General features: G+C 58.5%; 17 protein-coding genes, 1 tRNA gene and 2 pseudogenes. 4 read left to right on the top strand and 16 right to left on the bottom strand.

Annotation, left to right across the window (positions count from 1 at the left end):
• Positions 1–79 precede the first annotated feature (79 nt).
• Genes ACFOTD_RS17570 through ACFOTD_RS17560 form a run of 3 tightly spaced genes read left to right on the top strand, consistent with a single transcriptional unit; the run spans position 80 to position 3559 of the window.
• Complete coding sequence (locus ACFOTD_RS17570; protein WP_378120990.1) at positions 80–1408, top strand: spore germination protein; 1329 nt, start codon at positions 80–82, stop codon at positions 1406–1408.
• Positions 1401–2486, top strand: coding sequence for a GerAB/ArcD/ProY family transporter (locus ACFOTD_RS17565; protein WP_378120989.1), 1086 nt, complete (start codon positions 1401–1403; stop codon positions 2484–2486). The genes ACFOTD_RS17570 and ACFOTD_RS17565 overlap by 8 nt, the downstream gene beginning before the upstream one ends.
• On the top strand, positions 2483–3559 hold the full coding sequence (locus ACFOTD_RS17560; protein WP_378120987.1) for a Ger(x)C family spore germination protein: 1077 nt from the start codon (positions 2483–2485) through the stop codon (positions 3557–3559). The genes ACFOTD_RS17565 and ACFOTD_RS17560 overlap by 4 nt, the downstream gene beginning before the upstream one ends.
• 20 nt (positions 3560–3579) lie before the next feature.
• Here ACFOTD_RS17560 and ACFOTD_RS17555 read toward each other — a convergent pair whose 3' ends face one another.
• The 8 genes from ACFOTD_RS17555 to ACFOTD_RS17520 all read right to left on the bottom strand — a co-directional run bounded on the left by ACFOTD_RS17555 (position 3580) and on the right by ACFOTD_RS17520 (position 12863).
• Complete coding sequence (locus tag ACFOTD_RS17555; protein ID WP_378120986.1) at positions 3580–4710, bottom strand: GGDEF domain-containing protein; 1131 nt, start codon at positions 4708–4710, stop codon at positions 3580–3582.
• A gap of 157 nt (positions 4711–4867) precedes the next feature.
• Complete coding sequence (locus tag ACFOTD_RS17550) at positions 4868–8875, bottom strand: alpha-helical endospore appendage domain-containing protein (RefSeq protein ID WP_378120984.1); 4008 nt, start codon at positions 8873–8875, stop codon at positions 4868–4870.
• A gap of 15 nt (positions 8876–8890) precedes the next feature.
• Positions 8891–9229, bottom strand: a complete 339-nt coding sequence (locus tag ACFOTD_RS17545; protein WP_378120982.1) for an alpha-helical endospore appendage domain-containing protein — start codon at positions 9227–9229, stop codon at positions 8891–8893.
• Positions 9226–10350, bottom strand: a complete 1125-nt coding sequence (locus ACFOTD_RS17540) for a glycosyltransferase family 2 protein (RefSeq protein ID WP_378120980.1) — start codon at positions 10348–10350, stop codon at positions 9226–9228. Before ACFOTD_RS17540 ends, ACFOTD_RS17545 begins: the two co-directional genes overlap by 4 nt.
• Before the next feature lie 121 nt (positions 10351–10471).
• On the bottom strand, positions 10472–10732 hold the full coding sequence (locus ACFOTD_RS17535; RefSeq protein ID WP_378120978.1) for a hypothetical protein: 261 nt from the start codon (positions 10730–10732) through the stop codon (positions 10472–10474).
• Positions 10719–11066, bottom strand: coding sequence for an alpha-helical endospore appendage domain-containing protein (locus tag ACFOTD_RS17530; RefSeq protein ID WP_378120976.1), 348 nt, complete (start codon positions 11064–11066; stop codon positions 10719–10721). The genes ACFOTD_RS17535 and ACFOTD_RS17530 overlap by 14 nt, the downstream gene beginning before the upstream one ends.
• Positions 11067–11239: 173 nt before the next feature.
• A complete protein-coding gene (locus ACFOTD_RS17525) occupies positions 11240–11878 on the bottom strand; it encodes a YkoP family protein (RefSeq protein ID WP_378120974.1) in 639 nt (212 codons plus the stop codon).
• 175 nt (positions 11879–12053) lie between these two features.
• Positions 12054–12863, bottom strand: coding sequence for a helix-turn-helix transcriptional regulator (locus ACFOTD_RS17520; RefSeq protein ID WP_378120972.1), 810 nt, complete (start codon positions 12861–12863; stop codon positions 12054–12056).
• A gap of 136 nt (positions 12864–12999) precedes the next feature.
• Here ACFOTD_RS17520 and ACFOTD_RS17515 point away from each other — a divergent pair, with 136 nt between their 5' ends.
• On the top strand, positions 13000–14487 hold the full coding sequence (locus ACFOTD_RS17515) for an alpha-N-arabinofuranosidase (protein WP_378120970.1): 1488 nt from the start codon (positions 13000–13002) through the stop codon (positions 14485–14487).
• A 72-nt stretch (positions 14488–14559) separates the two neighbouring features.
• Here the strand turns inward: ACFOTD_RS17515 and ACFOTD_RS17510 are convergent, their stop codons facing one another.
• The 8 genes and pseudogenes from ACFOTD_RS17510 to ACFOTD_RS17475 form a co-directional block, all read right to left on the bottom strand.
• Positions 14560–14835: a DUF6171 family protein gene (locus ACFOTD_RS17510; protein ID WP_378120968.1), complete on the bottom strand. Its 276-nt coding sequence runs from the start codon at positions 14833–14835 to the stop codon at positions 14560–14562.
• Positions 14836–15017: 182 nt separating this feature from the next.
• Positions 15018–15105, bottom strand: a tRNA-Leu gene (locus ACFOTD_RS17505).
• Between the two features lie 98 nt (positions 15106–15203).
• Positions 15204–16301: a GerAB/ArcD/ProY family transporter gene (locus ACFOTD_RS17500; protein WP_378120966.1), complete on the bottom strand. Its 1098-nt coding sequence runs from the start codon at positions 16299–16301 to the stop codon at positions 15204–15206.
• Between the two features lie 39 nt (positions 16302–16340).
• On the bottom strand, positions 16341–16565 hold the full coding sequence (locus ACFOTD_RS17495) for a hypothetical protein (RefSeq protein ID WP_378120964.1): 225 nt from the start codon (positions 16563–16565) through the stop codon (positions 16341–16343).
• A gap of 21 nt (positions 16566–16586) precedes the next feature.
• Positions 16587–17762, bottom strand: coding sequence for a Ger(x)C family spore germination protein (locus ACFOTD_RS17490; RefSeq protein WP_378120962.1), 1176 nt, complete (start codon positions 17760–17762; stop codon positions 16587–16589).
• Positions 17763–17766: 4 nt separating this feature from the next.
• A complete protein-coding gene (locus ACFOTD_RS17485; protein ID WP_378120960.1) occupies positions 17767–19293 on the bottom strand; it encodes a spore germination protein in 1527 nt (508 codons plus the stop codon).
• Positions 19294–19479: 186 nt separating this feature from the next.
• A pseudogene (locus ACFOTD_RS17480) lies at positions 19480–19779 on the bottom strand (S-layer homology domain-containing protein); the annotation flags it as partial.
• 126 nt (positions 19780–19905) lie between these two features.
• Positions 19906–22458 (bottom strand): annotated as a pseudogene (locus tag ACFOTD_RS17475) (sugar-binding protein); the annotation flags it as partial.
• Positions 22459–22515 lie beyond the last annotated feature (57 nt).

The raw sequence follows: 22515 nt of genomic DNA, 5'->3' as shown, positions 1-22515 counted from the left end.
GCGCCCCCTTATTCATTATCGAGCGTTTACCCGGTCCCTCTAAGGGGATAATGGAAAATGATCGCGAGGGGCGTGACGCATGAATCTGCCGGCTTTTTTGATGTCGAGACAGGAATTGGATTCGGATCTGTTCCTGCACAAAACCGTTTTGGCCTATCAACCGGTCGTACTGGCCGGTTACAATTCTCAGATCGATCTGCCGCAAACGCTCGAATTATTAAGGCAATTATCCTTGAATGCCGCCTCTGCGGATAAACCGCTGTTCGCTCTGGAGAGCGGAATCGGCATTCCCATGAACGATCCGAGCGAACAAGAACTGCTGAACGCGATCGCCGAAGGCAATCTCCTTGTTTATTCGAACGCGGGCGATCGGTGCATAAGGCTGGTCCCGGTCAGGCGGACGTTGTCCCGCCCCATTGAGGCTCCGACGACGGAGAACGTGCTTCGGGGCGCCATCAGCGCCTTCAACGAAGATCTGGATACGAACATCGGACTCATTAAAAAACACTTGTCCTCGGACAAGCTGCGGATTCGCTCTTATGTGCCGGGACGAGAACAGCGCAGAAGGACGGTTCTTCTCTATGTAGAGGGACAGGTTCCCGATCGGCTCATGCAAGCCATCGTGCAAAAAATCGAAGCCTCGCCGGAGCGTGACATTCCCGATCTGGAGGCTTTGTCAGATCTGCTTGGATTTTCAAAGTGGACGCTGATCACCCGTTACAATACGACCGAGCTCCCCCAGGAAGCAGCCTCCGCGTTGAACAAAGGCAAGGCCGTATTGCTGCTTGACCGGTTTCCGTTTGCGCTGATGCTGCCGAGTCTGGTTTCCGATTTGTTCGTCTCGCAAAGCGATCGCAATTTCCCTGCGTTTTTCAGAATATCCTTTCAGGTCTTGCGCGTTCTCGGCGTACTGGCCAATGTGCTGCTGCCCGGTTTATACGTAGCGCTGGTGTCGGTGAATCCCGAAGTGCTGCGAATCGAGATTGCCCTGTCGATCGCCGGCAGCCGCGAGGGCGTCCCCTATCCGGCGCTCGTCGAAACGCTGCTCTTGCTGCTGATCCTCGAACTGACGCTCGAATCCACCATCCGTCTGCCCAAAACGATCGGCCCGACCATTACGATGGTAGGCGGCATCATCTTAGGACAGGCCGTCGTTCAGGCCAATCTCGTCAGTAACGTTCTCATCATTATTTTGGCTGCCTCTACGATCGCCAACTTTACGGTTATCGGCTTTCAGAACGCTACGTCCATTCGGCTCTACAAGTATTTGCTGCTGGTTCTGTCGGCGATGTTCGGCGTATTGGGCTTGTTCGTAGGCATTGTCGTCATCTGCGCTTATCTGGGGCATGTCAGTACCTTCGGCATCCCTTACTTATCTCGCTGGAAAGCAGGACGCCGCTATGGATAAAAGCCGGCAGGTCATCGTCATGTGTCTGATCACGCATATGGGCCTGATCTTTTTCCTCTATCCCGCCGATATCATCGCCAGCCTCTCCGTCGGACATTGGAGCGCCGTGCTGCTTGGGTTTATCGTCCATATCGGTATGATCGCCATCTACACGAAAGGCTTAAGCTATTGCGCGCCGCGAAACGTCATCGACTTATTTCAAGACGCCGGCAACATATTTGCCTTTCTGCTGCTGCTGCCGCTAGCCCTTTACTTTGTCATGATGATCATCATCACGGTTCGCGCATACGCGGAGATCGTCACCGTGATCTTTCTGGGCAATACCCCGCTTTGGACGATCATGCTGCTATTTCTCGCGGTGAGTACCCTGATTTCCTTATGGGGCGTCGAGTCGCTATTTAGAACGGCCATGCTCGTTGCGCTGTTGTTTTTCCCCTTTTTAATTCTGGTCATCGTACTATCGTTTCAAAACGCGGACTGGCATTACCTGCTGCCTCTCATAGACCGCAAGGCCGCTAGTTTCTCCTACGTACTCCACCGTCCGTATTTGCAGAGCATGTTCGCTTTTGTCGGGGGATTTTTGTTTTTGGGCTTTATCCCCGCTCATGTTCCTTACCAGCGCCGCAAGATCGTTTTGTTCAGCTTCGTGCTGCTTCCGTTTTTTCTCATATCGGTATATGTGCCGCTCTTGACGTTCGGCGAAAATACGGCTTCCAAGTTCCCTTTTCCGTTTATCATGGCCGTGGATACGGTGGACGTCAGCTGGCTGATGTTCGACAGAGTGACGATGTTTTTCATGATCAGTCTTCTATGCTTCGTTATATTGTTCCTGGCCTTGGTCATGTGGGAAATGCTGCTGCTGCTCCGATGCGTCTTGCCTGCCGTAAAAGCGCCGGTCGCTAGCGCGCTGTTGGCGGTTTTCGTATTCATCGTATGCCTATCGGTCCCGAATTGGAGCGCCGTCGAGCAGATGTTCTGGTGGAATACGTACCTGCGCTTATACGCAGCCTTCGTTATTCCGCTGGTCACCTTCGCGCTCGGCTTTAGCCGACGCCGGAAAGAGGCGGTCGAATCATGAAAATGCGACTCGCCCGCCTGACGCTTGTTGCGCTGATCGTCGCCGGAACGACGGCCTTGACCGGTTGTTGGGATATTAAAGATATCAATCACCGCTCTCTGCCGGTCGTTATGGGCGTCAAACAGACCGGTCAAACGTATAAAGTACTGCTGCTCGTGCCGGATGCCCGCACTACCGAAACGAGCGCTAAAATCATTTCCGAATCCGGCAGCACTATCAATGAAATATTGGACGAGATCAATAAAAACATGGAGAACAAGGTCGACTTGCTCCATTTGAAGGTCATCGTCTTCGAACAATCCGTAGCGGAAAAGGGATTGGGGCAAAGCATTGAGAGCTTCATGCGGTCGCGGGATATCCCGAACAAAACGTTCACTGCGATAAGCGACGGAATGCTGGAGCCGCTTTTCGAGAAGCTGAGCGCTTCCTCTAAAATCGGCGGAACGGAGATGTACGATTTTTTCGAAAAAAACGCGGGATGGTCGCCGGAGGTCGTGCAGACCCGAATCTGGGAAGTGTTCCGCAGCATGGACTCGTACACGCGGGACGTCGTCATTCCCACCATCAAGCCCGGCAGGACGACGGCGATCGAAAGCAACGGCGCGGCGGTTATCAAAAACGGCAAAATGGTGGGCACCATCGATTCGGAGGAGGCGCTGCTGTACAATCTGTTCAAGGGAGCCGGGACGCAAGGCAAGATCGAGGTCATGCATCACGCGACGGTAAAAATAGAATCCGACAGATTGACGAACAGCAGCAAGCTGCGCGAAGGCCAAGCGACCATGAGCAGTTTGCTGCATTTGAAAGTAACCGTTCTGGAAACCGTGGGCGATCCTTCCGAATCCGAGATCAAACGGGAAATCGACGAGGAGTTATCGGCGCGTTTTCAAGCTATGCTCAAAGACGCTCAGACGAAAGAAGCGGACATTTTAGGTTTGGGGCAGCTTTTCCGGGGCAAGCTCTCCCGGGACGACTTGCAAGCGTGGAGAACGAAATATTATCCCTTTATGAAAATCCAATTCAAAGTCCATGTCATCATTCAAGACGAAGGACTGTTAAAAACGAAAAGCTAACGACGTTCGGCTACAAACGATCAGACGGTCAAAGCCACCGACGCGATCTTGTTTTTTCCCGTACGCTTGGCTTGGTACAGCAGCGCGTCCACATCCTCAAACAGCTTCTCTTTGGTGTAAGGGTTCGCGTAGCTTTTTAATCCGACGCTCACCGTCACGGCTCTGCCGTCCAATTCGGGATGATGCGACTTCGCGAGCTCCGACCGGATCCCGTCGACCAAAGTATGCGCCTCCTCGAACGATTGCTCGAACAACAACAAGGCGAACTCCTCGCCGCCGTAGCGAGACGCGATGTCGGCCGGCGATATGCGATCCTTGATCACGCGCGCGACATTCGCAAGAATGGTATCGCCGACGCGGTGGCCGAATGTATCGTTAATCGACTTAAAGTTGTCGATATCGATCAGAGCCAGATGAAAAGGCGCGCCTCTGTCCGCGAATTCCATCGCCTTATCGTAAAATTCATGGAAGGACATATGGTTGTACAGGTTCGTCAATGCGTCCGTCTTGGAGCGCTGCGACATGACCGTATTTTCCACCAGCAGCTGTTGTTGGGCGATCATCGCGGCTTCAAGATCGAAAACGAGATCGCGTCCGCTGATAATGATATAACTGGCGGCAACCGTGCTGAGCACGAAAAACAGAATGATGGCAATCAAGTCAAAAGCGGTAACAAAAGAACGGAACCCTGCATCCCACTGGTATAAAGCTCCGAACCCCGCGGCCTGCAGGACTGCCGTAAACCAGGTCATGTTCAACCTGAAAAACAAAATCGAGGCAAATACCGGCAGCAGCATGATCGCGGCGATAATTCGTATGTCCATATTTAAATGGACGATAATCATCGAGATAATCGTTCCCGCGAAAAAAATCGAATAAAAGGAATAACGTCCGGCCTTGAAAAGAATGAAGTGGGCGCATGCTGTGACACCGCTCATGAGCAGCGTGGGGTAAAGCAGAATATGTAAATAAAACTCATTCGCACTTGCCTCGTAAGGAAGGAAAAGATACGAAAACAGCTGGGCGAAGAAATGTGCGCCGATCACAAGCCAGTACGTCCATATGAACCATCGTACGTACTGCACCTGCCGCTGCTTTTCGATAGCCGCGAACGAGGGTCTGGAGAAATACCGGTTACGCTTATTTTTCATTTTACACCACACTTACCGAGTCTAGTTGCTGAAGGATGAATACTACATAGTTCGACATATTTCCTGCACTCCCTTCCATCGAATATAAATAATTTGTGTCAAAGAACCTGACGACGCTGTGCGCGCCGTCAGGTTTTTAGAAGACAGACATTCCAATTTAGGTCAATCGATGCATGGACCATACGATCCCGGCCGTCGAACCGCCTAGATTCAACGACGCCGTCAACCCGTTGGCGTCATAGAACAAGCCGATCACGTCTCCTGCGTTAAGCTGCACGTCCCCGGCCAACGTGACCGTGCCGCTGCCGAGGATCGCTCTTAGCGTAAGGAGAAGCGCAATATTAACGTTCAGGATCGGAAATAATCCGGTAATCAACGTCGTCGCTGTGGGCGAGGTCCGTCTGATGAAAAAAGAAGGGTTCACGCCCGCTCCCAGCGATATGGTCAGCGCAGCCGTGGTGCTGTAGTTAATGGTAGCTTTTATGGCGTATTGACCCGTCGTGGGCACCGTATAGTTGCCGGTCGTCGGATTAAACCCTGCGGTCGTGAAATAAGGACTCGCCACCGTGAACCCGGTCAGCTGCGAACTCGCCGTGATCGAAGCGAGGTTCGGAATGAAGCCTGAGAAGCCGTCGGTAGAGATCGTACCGGTGGAACCGGTAGAGCCGGTAACGCCAGTTGCTCCGGTGGTGCCGGTGGCGCCAGTTGCGCCGGTAGCGCCAGTTGCGCCGGTGGTGCCGGTCGCGCCGGTGGTGCCGGTCGCACCGGTTTCGCCGGTGGTGCCGGTTGCGCCGGTGGTGCCGGTTGCTCCGGTAGTGCCGGTCGCGCCGGTGGCACCGGTCGCGCCGGTGGTGCCGGTTGCTCCGGTAGTGCCGGTCGCGCCGGTGGCGCCAGTCGCGCCGGTGGTGCCGGTGGCGCCGGTGGCGCCGGTGGTGCCGGTGGCGCCAGTTGCTCCGGTAGCGCCGGTGGCGCCGGTTATGCCGGTGGCGCCAGTTGCGCCGGTCTCGCCGGTGGCGCCGGTGGTGCCGGTGGCGCCGGTTGCGCCGGTTTCGCCGGTTGCGCCGGTTATGCCGGTGGCGCCGGTAGCGCCGGTTTCGCCGGTTTCGCCGGTTTCGCCGGTGGTGCCGGTTTCGCCGGTGGCGCCGGTTATGCCGGTGGCGCCAGTTACGCCGGTCGGTCCGGTCGCGCCGGTGGCGCCGGTAGCGCCTGTTGCGCCCGTTACGCCGGTGGTGCCGGTTACGCCAGTTGCGCCAGTTGCACCGGTTTCGCCGGTGGCGCCAGTTACGCCGGTCGGTCCGGTCGCGCCGGCGGCGCCGTTAGTGCCGGTCGCGCCTGTTGCGCCCGTTACGCCGGTGGTGCCGGTTATGCCGGTGGCACCGGCGGTGCCGGTTACGCCGGTTTCGCCAGTTTCACCGGTGGCTCCGGTGGCTCCGGTTGCACCCGTTTCGCCGGTTTCGCCGGTCGCGCCAGTGGCTCCAGTTGCACCGGTCGCGCCAGTTGCTCCGGTTTCGCCGGTCGTGCCGGTTGCACCGGTTTCGCCGGTGGCGCCAGTTGCACCTGTAGTGCCGGTTGTACCGGTTGTGCCTGTGTTGCCAGTCGTGCCGGTGACGCCGGTTGCACCCGTCGCGCCGGTGGCGCCGGTTTCGCCGGTCGTGCCGGTCGCTCCGGTGACTCCAGTTTCACCAGTTGTGCCGTTGATGCCAGTTGCACCCGTGACGCCAGTGACTCCAGTGGTTCCGGTTTCGCCGGTCTCGCCGGTGATTCCAGTTTCACCAGTTGCGCCGGTTGCACCGGTGACGCCAGTGACGCCAGTGACTCCAGTGACTCCGTTTGCACCGGTGGCGCCAGTTGCACCGGTCGTGCCGGTCGCGCCGGTTACGCCGGTCTCGCCGGTTTCGCCGGTTTCGCCGGTCGCGCCGGTTTCGCCGGTGACGCCGGTTGCACCCGTCGCGCCGGTGGCGCCGGTTTCGCCGGTCGTGCCGGTCGCTCCGGTGACTCCAGTTTCACCAGTTGTGCCGTTGATGCCAGTTGCACCCGTGACGCCAGTGACTCCAGTGGTTCCGGTTTCGCCGGTCTCGCCGGTGACTCCAGTTTCACCAGTTGCGCCGGTTGCGCCGGTAACGCCAATGACTCCTGTGACTCCGGTTGCACCGGTGGCGCCAGTTGCACCGGTTAAGCCGGTCGCGCCCGTCGCTCCGGTGACTCCAGTGGCTCCGCTTAAGCCGGTAGCGCCGGTTGCACCGGTTTCGCCGGTGGCGCCAGTTGCGCCAGTGGTGCCGGTTTCGCCAGTTGCGCCAGTGGTGCCGGTTTCGCCGGTGGCGCCAGTTCCGCCGGTGGCGCCGGTTTCGCCGGTGGCGCCGGTCGTGCCTGCGGTGCCTGTGGTGCCTGTGGTGCCTGTGGTGCCTGTGGTGCCTGTGGTGCCTGTGGTGCCGGTGGCGCCAGTGGTGCCGGTGGCGCCAGTGGTGCCGGTCTCGCCTGTGGCACCGGTTACGCCGGTCACGCCGGTTTCGCCGGTCGTCCCGGTCGTCCCGGTCGCTCCGGCGGCGCCGATTTCGCCATTGGCCCCTGTTGTACCGGTCGCGCCAGTTGCGCCAGTTTCACCCGTTGGGCCGGTGGCGCCAGTCGCGCCGGTCGTGCCGGTCGTGCCGGTCGCGCCGGTGGCACCTGTTACGCCGGTCTCGCCGATGCCCCCAGTTGCTCCGGTGGAGCCGGTTACGCCGGTGGCGCCAGTGGCGCCGGTTTCGCCGGTTGTGCCGGTTGTGCCGGTGGCACCCGTCGCGCCAGTTTCGCCGGTCGCGCCGGTGGCACCGGTGGCGCCGGTCGTACCGGTTGCTCCTGTTTCTCCAGTCGATCCGGTAACCCCCGAGGCTCCTGTTACACCCGCTGCACCAGTAGATCCAGTTGAGCCAGCAGCTCCTGTAGCTCCCGTCACTCCAGTTTCTCCGGTTAATCCTGTCTGTCCCATCGGTCCGGTTGTACCCGCTTCGCCGGTAGCTCCCGTTGCGCCGATATCTCCGGTGATACCGGTGGCTCCTGTAGTGCCAGTTATTCCCGTGGCCCCAGTTGTTCCGGTCGTGCCAGCCGCACCTGTTGCACCCGCCTCACCTGTCGACCCTGTCGGTCCCGTCGCCCCGGTTACACCCGTCATACCGGTAGGCCCAGTTGTTCCGGTGGCCCCCGTTTCACCTGTCAGGCCGGTTGCTCCGGTTGATCCCGTCGGTCCCGTCAATCCGGTTGCGCCCGTCTCACCAATCGAGCCTGTTGTTCCTGTAGTACCTGATTCACCCGTGGCGCCGGTAAGTCCGGCTGCGCCAGTTGCTCCAGTAGACCCAGTAGCACCTGTAGCTCCCATAGTTCCCGTTATTCCAGTTTCTCCGGTCAGCCCCGCGGCTCCTGTTGCTCCTGTTGGTCCCGTCGGTCCGGTTGTGCCTCTTTCACCTGTTGCTCCTGTTGGTCCGGTCGAACCAGTCGCGCCAGCGGCACCCGTTGAGCCCGTAACGCCAACTTCTCCCGTTGACCCGGTCGACCCAGTGGCTCCTATACCGCCTGTGACTCCCACCGCGCCCGTCGAACCAGTCGCGCCAGTCAACCCTGTCGCCCCTGTCATGCCCGCAATCCCCGTGGCTCCTGTCTCCCCAGTCGCTCCGGTCGCGCCGGTCGCCGGAGACGCGCTCTCGATCCGCACGATAGCCGAGCCTTGCCTCACCTGGATATCCAACGTGTCGGATTCGAATATGAGTTTCTCGCCGGCGCCTACCGTCGCCGACCCGGTCGGACCGATCACGTTGAACAAAAAAGAACCGGGCAGCACGCCGCCTGCCGGCCCTGTCGTGCCAGCCGGTCCCGTGGCGCCGGTCGCGCCTTGCAAGATCGGAATCGAGAGTACGCTGTTCAGTTTGCCATGCAGCTCAAGCTCGGTCTGCGTCACTTCCCGCAGCGTATTTCGTATGCTCTCATTAATCGCTAGAAGTTCATCGATATTTGGCGCAGGCCCTTTGGCGCCAGGTAGCGTGCCGAGCACGTATTGGAGCTTTTCGCCTTCCGCGTTGATGATATGGCTTAGTCCAAGCTCTTCATAGGCGATGGAGGCCAACAGCAGGTTGAGCGCTTCCTCGCGGGACTGCGCGGCGGACGGCGTGATATTGGGGATATCGGAAAATGACATGCGGCTCCCCTCCGGTCATGGATTCCGATCCATCCGGGACCCGTAGATGCCGCCGGCGTATCGTTCCAGGATCTGATCGTACTTCATAAGATGCAGAACTTCCTTGGACACCGTCTCCTGCACCGTGCCCAACACCGAACATCGAACCGCCAGCAACCGATCCTCGGCAATGACAGAGTCCGTACGATTCGCAGTAAAAGAGGAAGTTGCAAGCTCAGCCAATTCGCTTTGACTGTTCAACAGATGCGCCAGCGCCATGTCTTCACGGGCCAGCGATGACAAAAGGACAGCAATCTGCCGCTCCAAGGCGCATTCTGCCGGATTCGTTCGTTCCCGATCGTCATGCCGCTTCATGTCTCATTCCTCCCCGCCTCGATCCGCGTCAGCCGGTTCGTCGCCTTTTCGTGATCGGCATGTATGGCCGCAGCCCGACCGTATGCAGCTGCCGCTTCTACGGAGTCCCCTAACAGCTCAAAGCATCGTCCCGTCAACTCGTAAGCGCGGAAGCTGCCGATTCCCGCCTCCGTAAGCTCCGGACCGCACCGCTCCCCCAGCGCCAGACAGTTCCTGAACGCCTCGACCGCTTCGCCATATTGCCCGTTACGGTATAAGATGACACCCTTGTAAAAACGCAAGCCCGCATCGTCCGGATACAACGCCACCGCGCGATCGATGCCGGGCCATGCGCCTTTTTCGCTTCCCGAGGCGAGCAAGATGGCGTATTTCAACCGGTAAAACGCGATCGGGGGCAATTGTCCGTTCTGTAATGCTCCGGCGATCGCAGCGTTGACAGCTGCAAAAGCATCCTTATAGCTGCCTGCGCCGGCAAGCTCGCCTGCTATGTGATAATCCGTCCACGGATCGGAGCAGCCGCTTTGTTTTTCCTTTTGCAGCATGAGCAGATTTCGCTCGCGCTTCTTTTTCAAATGCCGGATGTCGTCCATATATCCAAAGTGATGGATTCGCGCCGGAATCAAGGAGATCGCGTCATCCGCTACCGGCGCGCCGTCTCTGCGAAGCCGCTCGTGAATCGCGCCTTCGAATGCGTAGCCGCCCCCGCCGGGGAACAGCCTATGCTGCGCCATCCGATAAGCCCGCCTGGGATCCGGTCGGCCGGAGCCGATATAATGAAGCGTCTCGGCGTAGAGCAGTTGATGCCTGCTTGACGCTCTCACAAACTCGCGCAAGGCCTCCGCGTCTCGGGACTCCAATGCTTCATCCGCGTCCATCCACAAGCTCCAAGCCCCCGTCGCCTTGGATAAGCTGTAGTTGCGCGCCTCCGCGAAGCTTCCCGTCCACTTAAAGTCATATATCTCGGCACCATGCGCGCGCGCGACGGCTGCCGTGTCGTCCCGGGACCCGGTGTCCACCACGATCGTCTCGTCTACGATCCCTTTTACGCTGGCCAGGCACCGCGCGAGCGTGTCCGCTTCGTCCCGGACGATCATGCAGAGCGAGAGCAGCTTTTCGCTCAACCGTCCCACCCCCTTTTAAATGGAGTAGAGCGCACGCCTTTTTTTGTTCGGTCCGTGCGAGACGCTGACCAGATAAGGAGCCGCCCCGATTCATGAACGGCAGCCGCATGGCGCCAACCTATCAATCGATCAAACGATCGTAACGGTTTGCTATCGCCTCGTTCAATGCTTTTAATTGCCCGACGGACGCCTGCGCCGCGCTTAAGTCGAATGCCGCCGCGGCACCTTCGAGATGAGAAGCCCGGCTAAACGGACTTAACGCGTCCAGCGCCCTCCGGTAGCCGTCCAGCGCTTCAGCCAGCTCCCGATGAGCTGGCAAGCAAGCATCGCGGACTGTATTTTTGATCTCCGCGGAAAAAAACGCGGCCTCATTCATCGTCATCGTCATGGCCGCCCGAATCGCAGCGCTTGTCGCCGTGCTCCGACCTGTACAGGTCGAGCGTATTGTCGAGCTTGCGCAGCAGCAGCCATTCCTTCATGACGACAGCGTCCAGCAGCCGGACCGATTGCCGTCCTGCTTGCGCCATCAGCTCGCACCTGGCGCGGTGCGAAGCGGCGTGTTGTCCCTGGTGCGCGAGCGCCCGCATCTGCTCCGCCTCCGCGTTGAGCAAGTGCGCGAGCGCGGTTTCTTCCAGCGCGATCGACTTCAGCAGATCCACGACGACCTGATCCAAGCTGGGGCGGTACGGCTCATGCGGTATCGTAGGCATACTCATGGCTGTCATCCTCCTTCGTCCGCACGGTTGCGGAGAATCCGACCCGAACCGGCTATTTGATGGATATGGCTTCGATATTCCTTCATATGCGCCCATATAGGCATTCGTGTCGAAAACGAAAAAAAGAAGCCTATTGAATTCAAGGCTTCCGGAATGGCGAATCATTCTTTTATTTATGAAGCGGCGGGCTTGAAGCCGCCCACCGATCGCTTGAGCGATTGACGCGAATGAATCAGCTGCATCGGTACGAGCTTGTCCTTGCTCCCTTGCGTGCGGAGCCGGCCCGCCGGATGCAGAAATCTGAGCAGCGTCTGCAAATAGGCGGCAGTCCATCTCTCCATCGTGCGCGAGGGCATCGGCCGGCACTCGAAGCCCATTCCGTGTATGAGACCGCGGTGGAGCAGCGTCGTGCCCAGCAGCCCCTTGACCTTGGCCAGCCTGGGGTCGCCTTCCATCGCCTCGGCGATCCGGCTCAGCGAAGCGCGAGCCAGCCGGGCGGTCTTCAACGCGGCCCGATCCGAGCCTACCGTACCGGACAGCTCCAGCATCCGCCGATTGTCCAGGTGCAGCTCGCCAATGCGGTCTCCGTTCTCGATGCGCGTACCGTCCGCGCAGACGATGGGCTCGCCCGAATACCGCTTGACGAGCAGCTTGCACATGCCGTAATCAAGCTTGTCTTCGCTGCGCCACTCCATGCCGACCCATACGACCTTCTCCCATAATAGCCATGCCCTTTGCCTGACCGTAAACCGCGCGCCCGCCTCGGCTCTCCCGACGAGGCCCGGCGCTTCTACCCGCGTACTGCCGTTCATCCCGCTTCCTCCCTTATCCCTCGGCTCTGTCTCTATCATTGTAGCCTCGGCGAGGAATGCCTCCCATCGTCTTGCGTCGTGAACGGAAGCCCTGCTAAAGTCGTGATCTGCACTGGACCACGGTCGGGAGCGGCCAGGGTCGGCGTCGATCGGGGCGGCATGGCGGCGGGCAAATCTACTCCGTTCGTCTGCCGGGCGCGGCTGCGTCGCCTGCATGGCGGTAGTGCTTGGGCGTGACGCGGACATACTTTTTAAACTGCCGCATAAAATGCGTGTCGTTGTCGTAGCCGCATAGATTCGAAACTTCGGAGACGGACAGCCTGCTGTTTTTCAACAAATACTTGGCATACTCGAGCCTGGCCGCGATCATATCGGTCATGACAGGCACGCCGAAGAACTGCTTGTACGAGTGCTGAAAATAAGATTTGCTCATATTGACCCGGGCAGCCAGCTCTTCGACGGTCGTCCGTTCGTGCGGCGCATTGTACAGGGCGCTCCGGAGATCGACGAACGCGCCGTAATAGCCGCTTACTTTTTCCGGTAGAGGCGCAGCTTGCGTCGCGTTTGCCAGCTTCATTAAAAATCCGCGAAGCTCCGTGTCCAGGATACGCCCCGCCAGGCGCCCCCCGTTGCTCTGAATGCGCCGCAGCTCCATGACGCCACGCGAGATCTGCAGGGTATCTACGGCTTTGAGCGGCTCGTTCAGCGCATAATCGAGCTCGGCAAGGAGCTGCTCCATATCGTTGCCGATGCAATGAAACCAATCGTTCACGAAAGGCAGCTCGAGATGACGGTACAAATAAGGCGTATCGGGTCCGAATATGATGTGCATTCCCGGCTCCACGCTTATCGCGCGACCGTCGACGACGATCTCCGCGAGGCTTTTGAAGAAGACAAAGGCATAGTTGCCCGCCCCTCTCGGCCTGTCGATCGTGATCCCGTCCGGGTGAACGTAGTGATATCCACAGCTAAGCAGCTCAAGCATGAGCTCTCCTCCTAAAGCACGATCGGTTAGTTTTTTGGATATTATAATGGATGGTTCGCGCCGACTCAAGCCTCTATAATGAAGCTGAAACCGTGTTCAAGCAATCTTAATGAAGCAATTCGGAAGGGGTAGTCGCATGCTGAAGGCCATCGTGCATACGGACTGGACGACAGGGACGATTAACAAAAATATTTACGGTCACTTTTCGGAGCACCTCGGGCGGTGTATCTACGAAGGCTTGTGGGTCGGGGAGGACTCGCCGATCCCGAATACGGACGGCATCCGCAACGACGTGCTGGAGGCGCTGCGCGAGCTCCAGGTTCCGGTGCTGCGCTGGCCGGGAGGCTGCTTCGCCGACGAGTATCATTGGAGAGACGGCATCGGTTCCCGCGAGACGCGCAAGCATATGATCAATACGCATTGGGGCGGCGTCGTGGAAAACAACCACTTCGGCACGCACGAATTTTTCCGGCTGTGCGAGCTGATCGGCGCGGAGCCTTATATTTGCGGCAACGTAGGCAGCGGCAACGTTCAAGAGATGTCCGAATGGCTGGAATATATGACGTTCGACGGCGAGTCGCCGCTTGCCAACCTTCGCAGGCAGAACGGACGCGAGGAGCCTTGGAAGCTCAAGTACTTCGGCGTAGGCAACGAAAACTGGGGATGCGGCGGGCACATGCTGCCCGAATATTATGCCGATCTGTACAGGCAGTTCCAGACTTACTGCAGACAGTACGGGGACAACAAGCTGTACAAAATCGCCGGAGGGGCGAACTCGGACGACTACCGGTGGACGGATGTGCTCATGCAGAAGGCCGCCGGGCAAATGGACGGGCTGAGCCTGCATTACTATACGATACCGGGCACATGGGAGTCCAAGGGCTCTGCGACGGACTTCGACGAAGCCGGCTGGGAGAACACGATGCGCAAGGCGCTTCATATGGACGAGCTGCTCACCCGCCACGGCACGGCCATGGATCGCCACGATCCCGAGCGCCGCGTCGGCATGATCGTCGACGAATGGGGCACCTGGTTCGACGTCGAGCCTGGGACGAATCCCGGATTTCTGTACCAGCAGAGCACGATGCGCGACGCGCTTGTCGCAGCCGCTCACCTGCATATTTTCCATAAGCACTGCAATCGCGTCCAGATGGCGAACATCGCGCAGCTGGTCAACGTCCTGCAAGCCGTCGTGCTCACCGAAGGGGACCGGATGCTGCGTACGCCGACCTATCATGTGCTGAAAATGTACGCCGTTCATCAGGATGCCGAGGCGCTCGCCTTGCATGGCGAATTCGGCAGCTTCGGCTCGGGAGATGGCCAGCCGCTGCCGCATGTCGGCGCGACGGCTTCGCGGAAGGACGGCGTCATTCACGTAAGCCTCTTCAACATGCATCCCGCAGATGCGGCCGAGCTCCGGCTCGAGCTGCGCGGATCCGAAGGAGACTTCGAGATGGAAGGCCTCGTATTAAGCGGCGACGGCATAAATGCCCACAATACGTTCGATGCGCCGGATCGTGTCGAAGCAAAGCCGCTGGCAGGCATCAAGCGCGACGGCCAAGCCTACTTAGTCCCGTTGGCCGCTGCTTCGGTCGCGACGCTGCGTTTTAAGCCGCGCTCGTAAAACTTCTTCGTAAATCCGTAAAAAGCTCCATGCGCTTGAAAGCGCATGGAGCTCTATTCATTTACCGCACGACTAAACGATCCACCGCCGTCGCACGGCTGATTCAGGATGCGGGCAGCGCCCCTCCTTCAGACTTGCCCGCAGCCGTACGAGGCACCCGCAATGCATGCACGTCGTGCCATAGGCAAGACTGTCGCAGCTCGCGCACGCCTCCAGCCTGTTTTTATACTGGCCGTCATCAACCCGTTCGTCCGGTTTGATCTTCGACAACAAGCGGTCGATCTGGGCTTCCGTTACCTGCACGCTCGAATCGCAGCCCTTGCAGCCCGCTGACGTTTTTACGCTCATGCCGGGACCTCACGCCTTTCCCAAGTCGGTGCATATGTATCAGCTTATGATAGTCCATCAGACGGCTTAGCGCCATTCAACATACTGCTCAAAATACTGACCGATGCTGCTCTGGCACCGTTAGATGCAAAAAAGCTCGCATGCCGCCAAAGGGCGAACATACGAGCTTGAACTTATAAAGGTGGTGCGGTCGAGAGGACTCGAACCTCCACGGGGGGTTAGCCCACTGGAACCTGAATCCAGCGCGTCTGCCAATTCCGCCACGACCGCATATGAGCGTCCCGATCAAAAGCTTTTTTCTCAAGACGATAAATTAGATTATATAGGGAACGTACGCGAATGTAAAGTCTTAATTTCAATTTTTTCGATCACGAGTTCGCCCTCTCCTTCGCCGATGCGCGACGAACCATACCGATCAAGGCCAGACAAGCAGGAAACGCGATATAGCCGGACATGATATAGATGTTGCCCCAAGTCGAGATAAAGGTCAGCAGCGCCTGCATGCTGGGGGCGACCCAAAAAGCGGAAACCACTAGCAGTATACCTACCGGATAGACGAACAGCTTCTCGTCATTGACGCCGGTACAATATGCCGCCCCTACCGCAGCCGTGTAGTAGAAAAGGGAAATTCTAACGAACGTGCCGAGCACCCAGCTGGCCATGACCATCGCTTCGACGTGTTCGATAAAGTCCGCGACGCGGATGTAACGGGATGCCATAAGAAAAGGGTAGTAAAACTGCGCAGCGTCAATGCCGAACAGGAACAACACCGTCATATTGATGAGCACCATTGTCGCCGCTGCGGCGGCTACGCTCCAATAGCCCGTCCGGATCGCTTTGTCTCCATTAACTAAAGGCAGCAGAAAAGTAATCATGACAAACTGGCAAAACCAGCCCTGTACGACAACGATCCCTTTGATCACCGGCAATAGACCGTTTCCGAGCACGGGCAACATCTCGGAGACATCCATATCGGGGATCAGAAGGATGACATTGATAAGCAGCAGCGTCAGCACGACTGGCAAAAAGATCTGGGCGCAGCGTGCGATCGTCTCGATCCCGGCCTTGAGCGCCATGGCGCAGACGATCAGCATCGAAGCCATAAGGACAAGAATCGGCGTCTGTTGAAAGAAGTTTCCTGCAATGAACTCGGAATAATCGCGTATCGTCGCTCCGCCGATGTGCAGATGGAACAACAAAAAGAGAACGCCGGCAGCCCTTCCTGCAACGCGCCCCAGCACTGCTTCAATCACGGCAAAAAAATGCTTGCCCGGATATAACCGGTTAAGCCGGACGGCAGCCCATACCGGCACGAACCCGCCAAGCGAGGCGAATATAGGCGTCAGCCACATATCGCTGCCGGCCATGATCGTCGCGGCGGACGGCATGACCAGAAAGGCGGTGCCGATGACGGACAAATAAAGCAGTACGCCCATTTGCGCCGCAGATATATTTACCTTGGCCATCGCGTCTCATCGCCTCCTTTAGCCATACGCATCATCCCCTCAAGGAGCCAGCCATTTTCCCAGCGGCTCGAACCAAGGTCTTATCCAATCTGTCGGTCCGGGAATGCCCGGCACGAACATATACAGGCTGCACGATACAAGGCCAACCGCCATTACGCCCCCGTATGCCCACCGGTTATACTTGTCGCGCTTCAACTGCTTGACGTCCGCCCAGGCCATGGCTGCAGCCAGCAGCGCCAAGCCTGCGAGATATGCAATTTTCATTGAACCGTCGGCTCCTTCCGATCAATAGGGAACCGAAGTGTTCGATATGCCCGGACGCTTTACTTTCGTGCGGACCTCCACCTCGATTCGAATCTCCTTGAACGTGCGGTCCCAATCGTTCCGCGCCAGTTTCCATTGCTTTGGATAATGCTTGCGAAATTGCTCGGCGACGCCGAATATATCCGCATTGTATTGTCGCTGGCCGGCCTCCGTCGCTTCCTCGATGCGCGACTTTATGCTTTGCGAGGCAGCCCGTTCCACCGTTCGTACCCAAGCTTCGTTTAGAACGCTGCCTCCGGTCGTATTCTGCAGCAGCACGGCATCGTTCTCGACCTTCACTCGCACGGACCACCTGTCTCCACTGATTCGCGGTACAAGGACGGACCTCGAGCGAACGATACGCAGGGACACAGTTCCAGGCATGCCTTCGGGCACGAACGTGACGATCGCCTCCTTCGTATCGTTGCGGAGCCAGAGCAGGCCGCGCGTGAGCCGCATATTCAGCTTGCCGACGGATTTGCCGTTTTTAAATACGGTACTGCCCGTAATATAAGAAACGGTGTTACCCGGTTTCTCGTTGGGCTGATCGGGCAGTTTCTGGATGTAGGGCAGCACAGCCGCCTTCCCTGTGCTCCGCAGCATGTGCAGCAGATCGAACAACGAGACGTTTAATCCGATCTGCAAGATCGTCATCTCCCGAAGCGTCTCTGCAGCGTCCCTTTCGAGATTGGGCATAAGCCGGAGGGCATCGACCGCCATGCCTTCGCTCACGAACAGATTGGCGCGTTCCCTCGTCTGACGGGATCGAAGCAAAAAATCCATATCCTCTTCGATACCGCGTTCGGCACGTTTCTCGCCGAAGATAAATACTTCGTTATGCTCCCAGGAGAGCCTTCTGGACAATGTCGTCTGCAAGCGCGACGCGGCGTCCGCGACGGATATCCCCGTCGATTCTTTCACGATGGTCTGCGAGGTTCCGCTTCCCGAGCTTTGATCTCCTCCTATCGTTTGGCTGCCGCCCGCTTTTTTCGGCACGAAAATTTGCACGGACAGCTTAAGCCGTCCGTCCTCGACCTCGTCGAGCCCCGTCGCCATGACGAGGGCCATATCGTTGATCTCCATCCGGTCCCAGCAGCCCGCGGTCAGCGGAAGCAGCATCCCGAGGGCCAGCATGAAGAAGGCTTTGGTCCGCCTCATGGCTTCAACCGCCTTCGCGCTGCGGCGTCGGCCCATTCTTGGAAAGCCGGACGGCGTTTTCCTGCTGCGTGGTTGCCGGCCGTTCGCTGAGCGCCCATGCCGGCGCGCGTATGAACGTGTCTTTCCAAGGATGTCTGGCGCCTCGACGGAAAAAGACCAGATAAGGCTCTCCGAACGAACGCAACGATGCGAGATGAATGACGAGCGCGATCACGCCCAGGATCAAGCCGAGCAGACCGAGGAATCCGGCAAGCAGCATGACGGGGAAACGAAGGAGCCGAATCGAGATGCCCACCGTATAGTGCGGAATCATAAACGAAGCGATCCCCGTTAGCGCCACGACCATAACCATAGGCGGCGACACGAGCCCCGCCGCCGTAGCGGCTTGGCCGATGACGAGCGCACCGACGATGCTTACCGCAGAGCCCACCTGCTTGGGGAGGCGCACGCCAGCCTCCCGCAGCGCTTCGAAGGAGACTTCCATGAGCAGCGCCTCGACCAAGGCGGGGAACGGGATATCTTCACGCGATTTGGCGATGCTGAGCAGCAGCGTCGTCGGAACCATCTCCTGATGGTAGGTCAGAATCGCGACATATAACGAAGGGAAGAGCAGCGCCAGCAAAAAGAAAAGGTAGCGGAGCCACCGGATTACCGTCCCCAGAAAGAAACGCTGGTAATAGTCCTCGGGCGACTGCAGCAGCGCGAACAGCGATGTCGGAGCGATCAACGCGAAAGGCGTGCCTTCTACCAACAGCACTACTTTTCCCTCCATTAACGAAGACGCCCCGACGTCCGGCCGCTCCGTCGATAGCAGCTGAGGGAACGGGGAGAAGGTCTCGTCCTGTATCATTTCCTCGATGGTCGCGCTCTCGAGGACGCCATCGATATCGATACTTGCCAGACGGCGCAACACTTCTTGCACAAGCGATTCTTTGGCTGCCGTGTCGATATAGCAAACGATCACTCTCGTACGCGTCATTCGGCCCACCGTCATCGACTTCATTTTAAAGCTGGGCGTCCTCAGCCTTCGGCGCATCATCGACATGTTGACGTCAAGCGATTCGCCGAAGCCTTCCCTCGGCCCGCGTACGACCGACTCGGCGATTGGTTCTTCAATTCCTCGCTTCTCCCAATCGGCCATATTAAGAATAAGTCCGCCCTGCTCGCCTTCCACGAGCAAACAAGGCATCCCGACGAAAAGGCCCTCGACGAGCTCGCGTATCGTTGTCGCCACATGCGAATCCGCGATGGGCAGCGTACGGGCGATCCCGGACAAGCCGCCGCCGTCCGCATGCGACATCGAGATGAGCGGCGCCATCGCCATCTTCTCCAATTGCGCCTTATCCGACAGTCCGCACAAATAAATCAAGAGCGCATCCCTGTTTTCGCCTAGCGAAAACGGATGAAAGACGGCATCGGCGCAGTGGAGTAGAATGCCGTCCAGCACCGCTTTGTTCGCGTTCAGTTCTGCGGCGATCGGTCGATCCATCTCCGAATTTGCGTCGATCGGCGGGGAAGTGGATTCCAACATGTACAAGGCCTCCCGTCTTCAGTCGCTATAGCGTTTCCCATTTAGCTGCCAACTATTACCGAATGCTGCCTTAGCGGTATTGAGCGGTCGAATGATGCGAAAATAAAAAACCGGCGGCGCTCGAAGATCGTAGCTTCGAGCGTCCCTCCGGTCTTTCCAGCTTACAGAGTCAAATCAGCGCAAAGATCAGCTCAACGGCGAGGCATTCAACATATTCATCACCATTACGACCGCTTCGGCACGCGAAGTCCGGACGGACGGCCCGAAGCGATTGCCGCCAGTCCCTTGAATGAGTCCTTGCTCGGATGCCGCCGCCACATAGCCTTTCGCCCATACGGCGATATCCGCATCGTCGGCGAACGATGTCCGCGTCCTTGACGCGGCCGATGTGCCCGCGGCCCGCATCGCCATCGCCAGCGCTTCCTCGCGGGTAATGACTGCGTTAGGCCGCAGCGTCCCGTCCTCATACCCCTTCATGATGCCGGCTTGAACGGCCACGCCGAGCGCTTCCCGGCTCCATTCGCCGATCCGGTCCGCATCCTTGAATACGGTTCCGCGATCCGCTTCGGCTTCTGGCTTGAACGCCCGGACGAGCATTACAGCGAATTCTGCGCGCGTGACCGGCGTCCCTGGCTTGAAGCTGCCGTCTGCATATCCTTTCACGATGCCGAGTCCGGCCGCTTTTGCGATCGGGTCGGCCGCCCAATGGCCGGCAATATCGTTGAACGCAGCAGCCTCGGCAGGCCCTTGCCCGTCATCCGCACCCGCGATGCCCAGCACAGCGTACTTGGTGAAGTGATCCGTATCTGCGGCAATGACGCTTCCATCGACAGTGCCGCCGACCGGCACCCACTTGCCCGCCAACTCGTCATAATAGGCGACGACCGGCTTCCGTCCCTCAGTCAGCTTGGCAGGATCGAAGGCAAGTCGGATCGTGACCGGCTTGTCGAACTTGCCTTTCGTATTTTTCAGCAATTCGAAGACGGGACTGAGCAATTGATCATTGGTTCCGGGCAGGCCGGCATCGCCCGTCAGCTTTTCGATCGTAACGCGGAGCGCTTCCGTCGAAGCGCCGGCAGGCAGCATCAATTCGATCTCGTCGCCCAAGCGCGCCGTTCCGGCGCCGCCCGCGGCAATCGTCGCTTCCGTCTTGTTCGGGTTAGGCGCCGTCACCGTCGAAGTCTGGCCGCCGTCGACGGGTGGCCGCGTATCGTCCGCGAGCTCCAGATCGGCCCAGTTCGCCTGATCGTCGCCGTTGCCGACCCACATGATCTGTCCCCATTTGTCCGGACCATGCGTCGCCAGAAGAGTCATGCCAATCCGCTTATCCTTGGCAGGTTCGAACGGAAACGCCTGCATCTCGGACCAAGGAATGGCAACCTCCATGACGTAGCTATTGCCGCTTACGACCGAAGCTGCCTCTCCTTTATCGAACGAAAACTCCTTTAGCCCGGTATTATGACCTTCGCGCATATACAGATGGGGCTTGCCGTCGGGCCCGCTCGCCGTCATCATCACGGCATAGTCGCCGTCTCGGAACGTCGAGCCGTTTTTGTTGTGATCCAGGTCGAGAAACAGCATCGTCGAATCGGACAGGTACATTTTGCCGCCGGTTTCCGTGAATTGCAGCGCATCGCCCTGCCGTTGCTCCAGCAGGTACAAATAATCGTCGTCCCACTTGATCCGGTATTTGGCGTCAAGACCGTCGGCGTTGCTCCATACCTCGCCAAGCTTTTTCACGTCGTCAGATTGGGCGCTGATCTCGATGTCCTGCGCGTCGTCCCATTCGCCGGACCCGATTGCGCCGTCCACCCGGACGGCTGTCGCCGCCTTGGCCGCGCTGTAAGTAGCGGGAGCCTCGACGTTCCATCCCGAACCTTCCTTGTAGAGCCTATAGTACGTATACGGATCGACGACGTCGAACTTCAGCTCGGGATAATGATCCTTCACGTACTGTACGGCATCCGCCACGACGGTTGGCTTCGTCAGCACGAGCCGCAGATTATAGAACTGCTGCCCGCCTTTCAGGAGCGAGGCGAGCTGCTCGCCCATTTGGGCGGAGTCCTTCATCTCCACGCCAAAGCTTTGGACGAGCGAATACGGCGTGCCGTTCACGACATTAGCCTCGTAGCCTCCGTTCGTACCGACGCCGGCCGGAGACAAGCGGCTGTAAACCTCCTGCACGGGAAGCGGGACGGTCCAGGAATTGCCGCTGATCAGGAAGCCGGTAATATCGAGATCGAAGCGGTCGTAATATTCTCGATTATACTGCTCCCACGCGGAAAGGAAGTCCGGCAAGCCGTCCGGACGCTGGTCCGCCTGCAGCATCATCGGGTTTAAATAGCCCGCTCCATTGTCGCCGGCGACGATATAATCGTTGGCCGACATCGTCTCGTACAAGTAATTGAACACCTGCGGCGTTCGCTCCGACAAAGCCGGCGCGATCGGCCAGGCGAGCGGCAGCGTTCCCCGTTTCGGGTCGTCCCAAAATAGCGGCAGCACGCCTGAGGTCCAGGCGGCCGAATCGTAATCGCCCATGTAAAATGAAACATATTTACGGTCCGGTTCATAAGCCTTGCCGTTATCCCCCTTGTCGTTTGCCTGCCGCAGATCGGCATCCAACGGCACCTTCCGGTAGATCGAAGCGTTCGACAAGCCGATATAGCAGCAAGCGTCCGCGTCGAGCTGGGCGTTGTACTTGGAGGCGATATCGACGAAGGTCCATTCCGATCCGACGGGATCGAGGGCGGCCGACGGGTCGTTGTAGTTCGTATATTTGAGGAACCACGGCACGAAGCCGCCGATCGTAATAAATTGTCCCGCCGCCTGCCTGTTCTGCGAACGCAGCAGCTCGATCAGCGTGTCGTAGTCCGAGCCGACCGGCTGATCTTTGTCGTCGACCGGAACGCTGTTCTCGTCGGGGCTTAAATCGAAGAAAAACGCGCGGTTTGCGATATAATAGTCGGCGTTCGGGAGCTGCGAGTTGTAAAGGTCCGGATAAATGAACGTATTATGCGCGACCGGCTCTTCGACCGCGGATCCGCCGCTCCCCGGTCCGGCATGCAGAAAGACTTCGGACGGATCTTCGGAAGGCTGCGCTTCGTTCGTGACGGTTACGACCCTCTTCAGCGTTTCGCCGACCCATGCGACGCCGTCCCGCACCATCGTGGCGCCAAATGCGTACTGGCCGGCCGTTGCCGGCGCTTTGAGCTTAAAATGAAA

Origin of the sequence: Cohnella sp. GCM10012308 (assembly GCF_042649185.1) — a bacterium.
In the GTDB taxonomy this organism is placed as follows: Bacteria; Bacillota; Bacilli; order Paenibacillales; family Paenibacillaceae; genus Cohnella.
This window is presented reverse-complemented; position numbering and strand designations above follow the sequence as displayed.

Excerpts from the sequence above, each read along its gene's own strand:
- ACFOTD_RS17500 (WP_378120966.1), bottom strand. The coding sequence starts at position 16,301 with ATGGCCAAGGTAAATATATCTGCGGCGCAAATGGGCGTACTGCTTTAT.
- ACFOTD_RS17510 (WP_378120968.1), bottom strand. The coding sequence starts at position 14,835 with ATGAGCGTAAAAACGTCAGCGGGCTGCAAGGGCTGCGATTCGAGCGTG.
- ACFOTD_RS17495 (WP_378120964.1), bottom strand. The coding sequence starts at position 16,565 with ATGAAAATTGCATATCTCGCAGGCTTGGCGCTGCTGGCTGCAGCCATG.
- ACFOTD_RS17545 (WP_378120982.1), bottom strand. The coding sequence starts at position 9,229 with ATGAAGCGGCATGACGATCGGGAACGAACGAATCCGGCAGAATGCGCC.
- ACFOTD_RS17535 (WP_378120978.1), bottom strand. The coding sequence starts at position 10,732 with ATGACGATGAATGAGGCCGCGTTTTTTTCCGCGGAGATCAAAAATACA.
- ACFOTD_RS17570 (WP_378120990.1), top strand. The coding sequence starts at position 80 with ATGAATCTGCCGGCTTTTTTGATGTCGAGACAGGAATTGGATTCGGAT.
- ACFOTD_RS17565 (WP_378120989.1), top strand. The coding sequence starts at position 1,401 with ATGGATAAAAGCCGGCAGGTCATCGTCATGTGTCTGATCACGCATATG.
- ACFOTD_RS17520 (WP_378120972.1), bottom strand. The coding sequence starts at position 12,863 with ATGCTTGAGCTGCTTAGCTGTGGATATCACTACGTTCACCCGGACGGG.
- ACFOTD_RS17550 (WP_378120984.1), bottom strand. The coding sequence starts at position 8,875 with ATGTCATTTTCCGATATCCCCAATATCACGCCGTCCGCCGCGCAGTCC.
- ACFOTD_RS17530 (WP_378120976.1), bottom strand. The coding sequence starts at position 11,066 with ATGAGTATGCCTACGATACCGCATGAGCCGTACCGCCCCAGCTTGGAT.
- ACFOTD_RS17525 (WP_378120974.1), bottom strand. The coding sequence starts at position 11,878 with ATGAACGGCAGTACGCGGGTAGAAGCGCCGGGCCTCGTCGGGAGAGCC.
- ACFOTD_RS17490 (WP_378120962.1), bottom strand. The coding sequence starts at position 17,762 with ATGAGGCGGACCAAAGCCTTCTTCATGCTGGCCCTCGGGATGCTGCTT.
- ACFOTD_RS17485 (WP_378120960.1), bottom strand. The coding sequence starts at position 19,293 with ATGTTGGAATCCACTTCCCCGCCGATCGACGCAAATTCGGAGATGGAT.
- ACFOTD_RS17515 (WP_378120970.1), top strand. The coding sequence starts at position 13,000 with ATGCTGAAGGCCATCGTGCATACGGACTGGACGACAGGGACGATTAAC.
- ACFOTD_RS17555 (WP_378120986.1), bottom strand. The coding sequence starts at position 4,710 with ATGAAAAATAAGCGTAACCGGTATTTCTCCAGACCCTCGTTCGCGGCT.
- ACFOTD_RS17560 (WP_378120987.1), top strand. The coding sequence starts at position 2,483 with ATGAAAATGCGACTCGCCCGCCTGACGCTTGTTGCGCTGATCGTCGCC.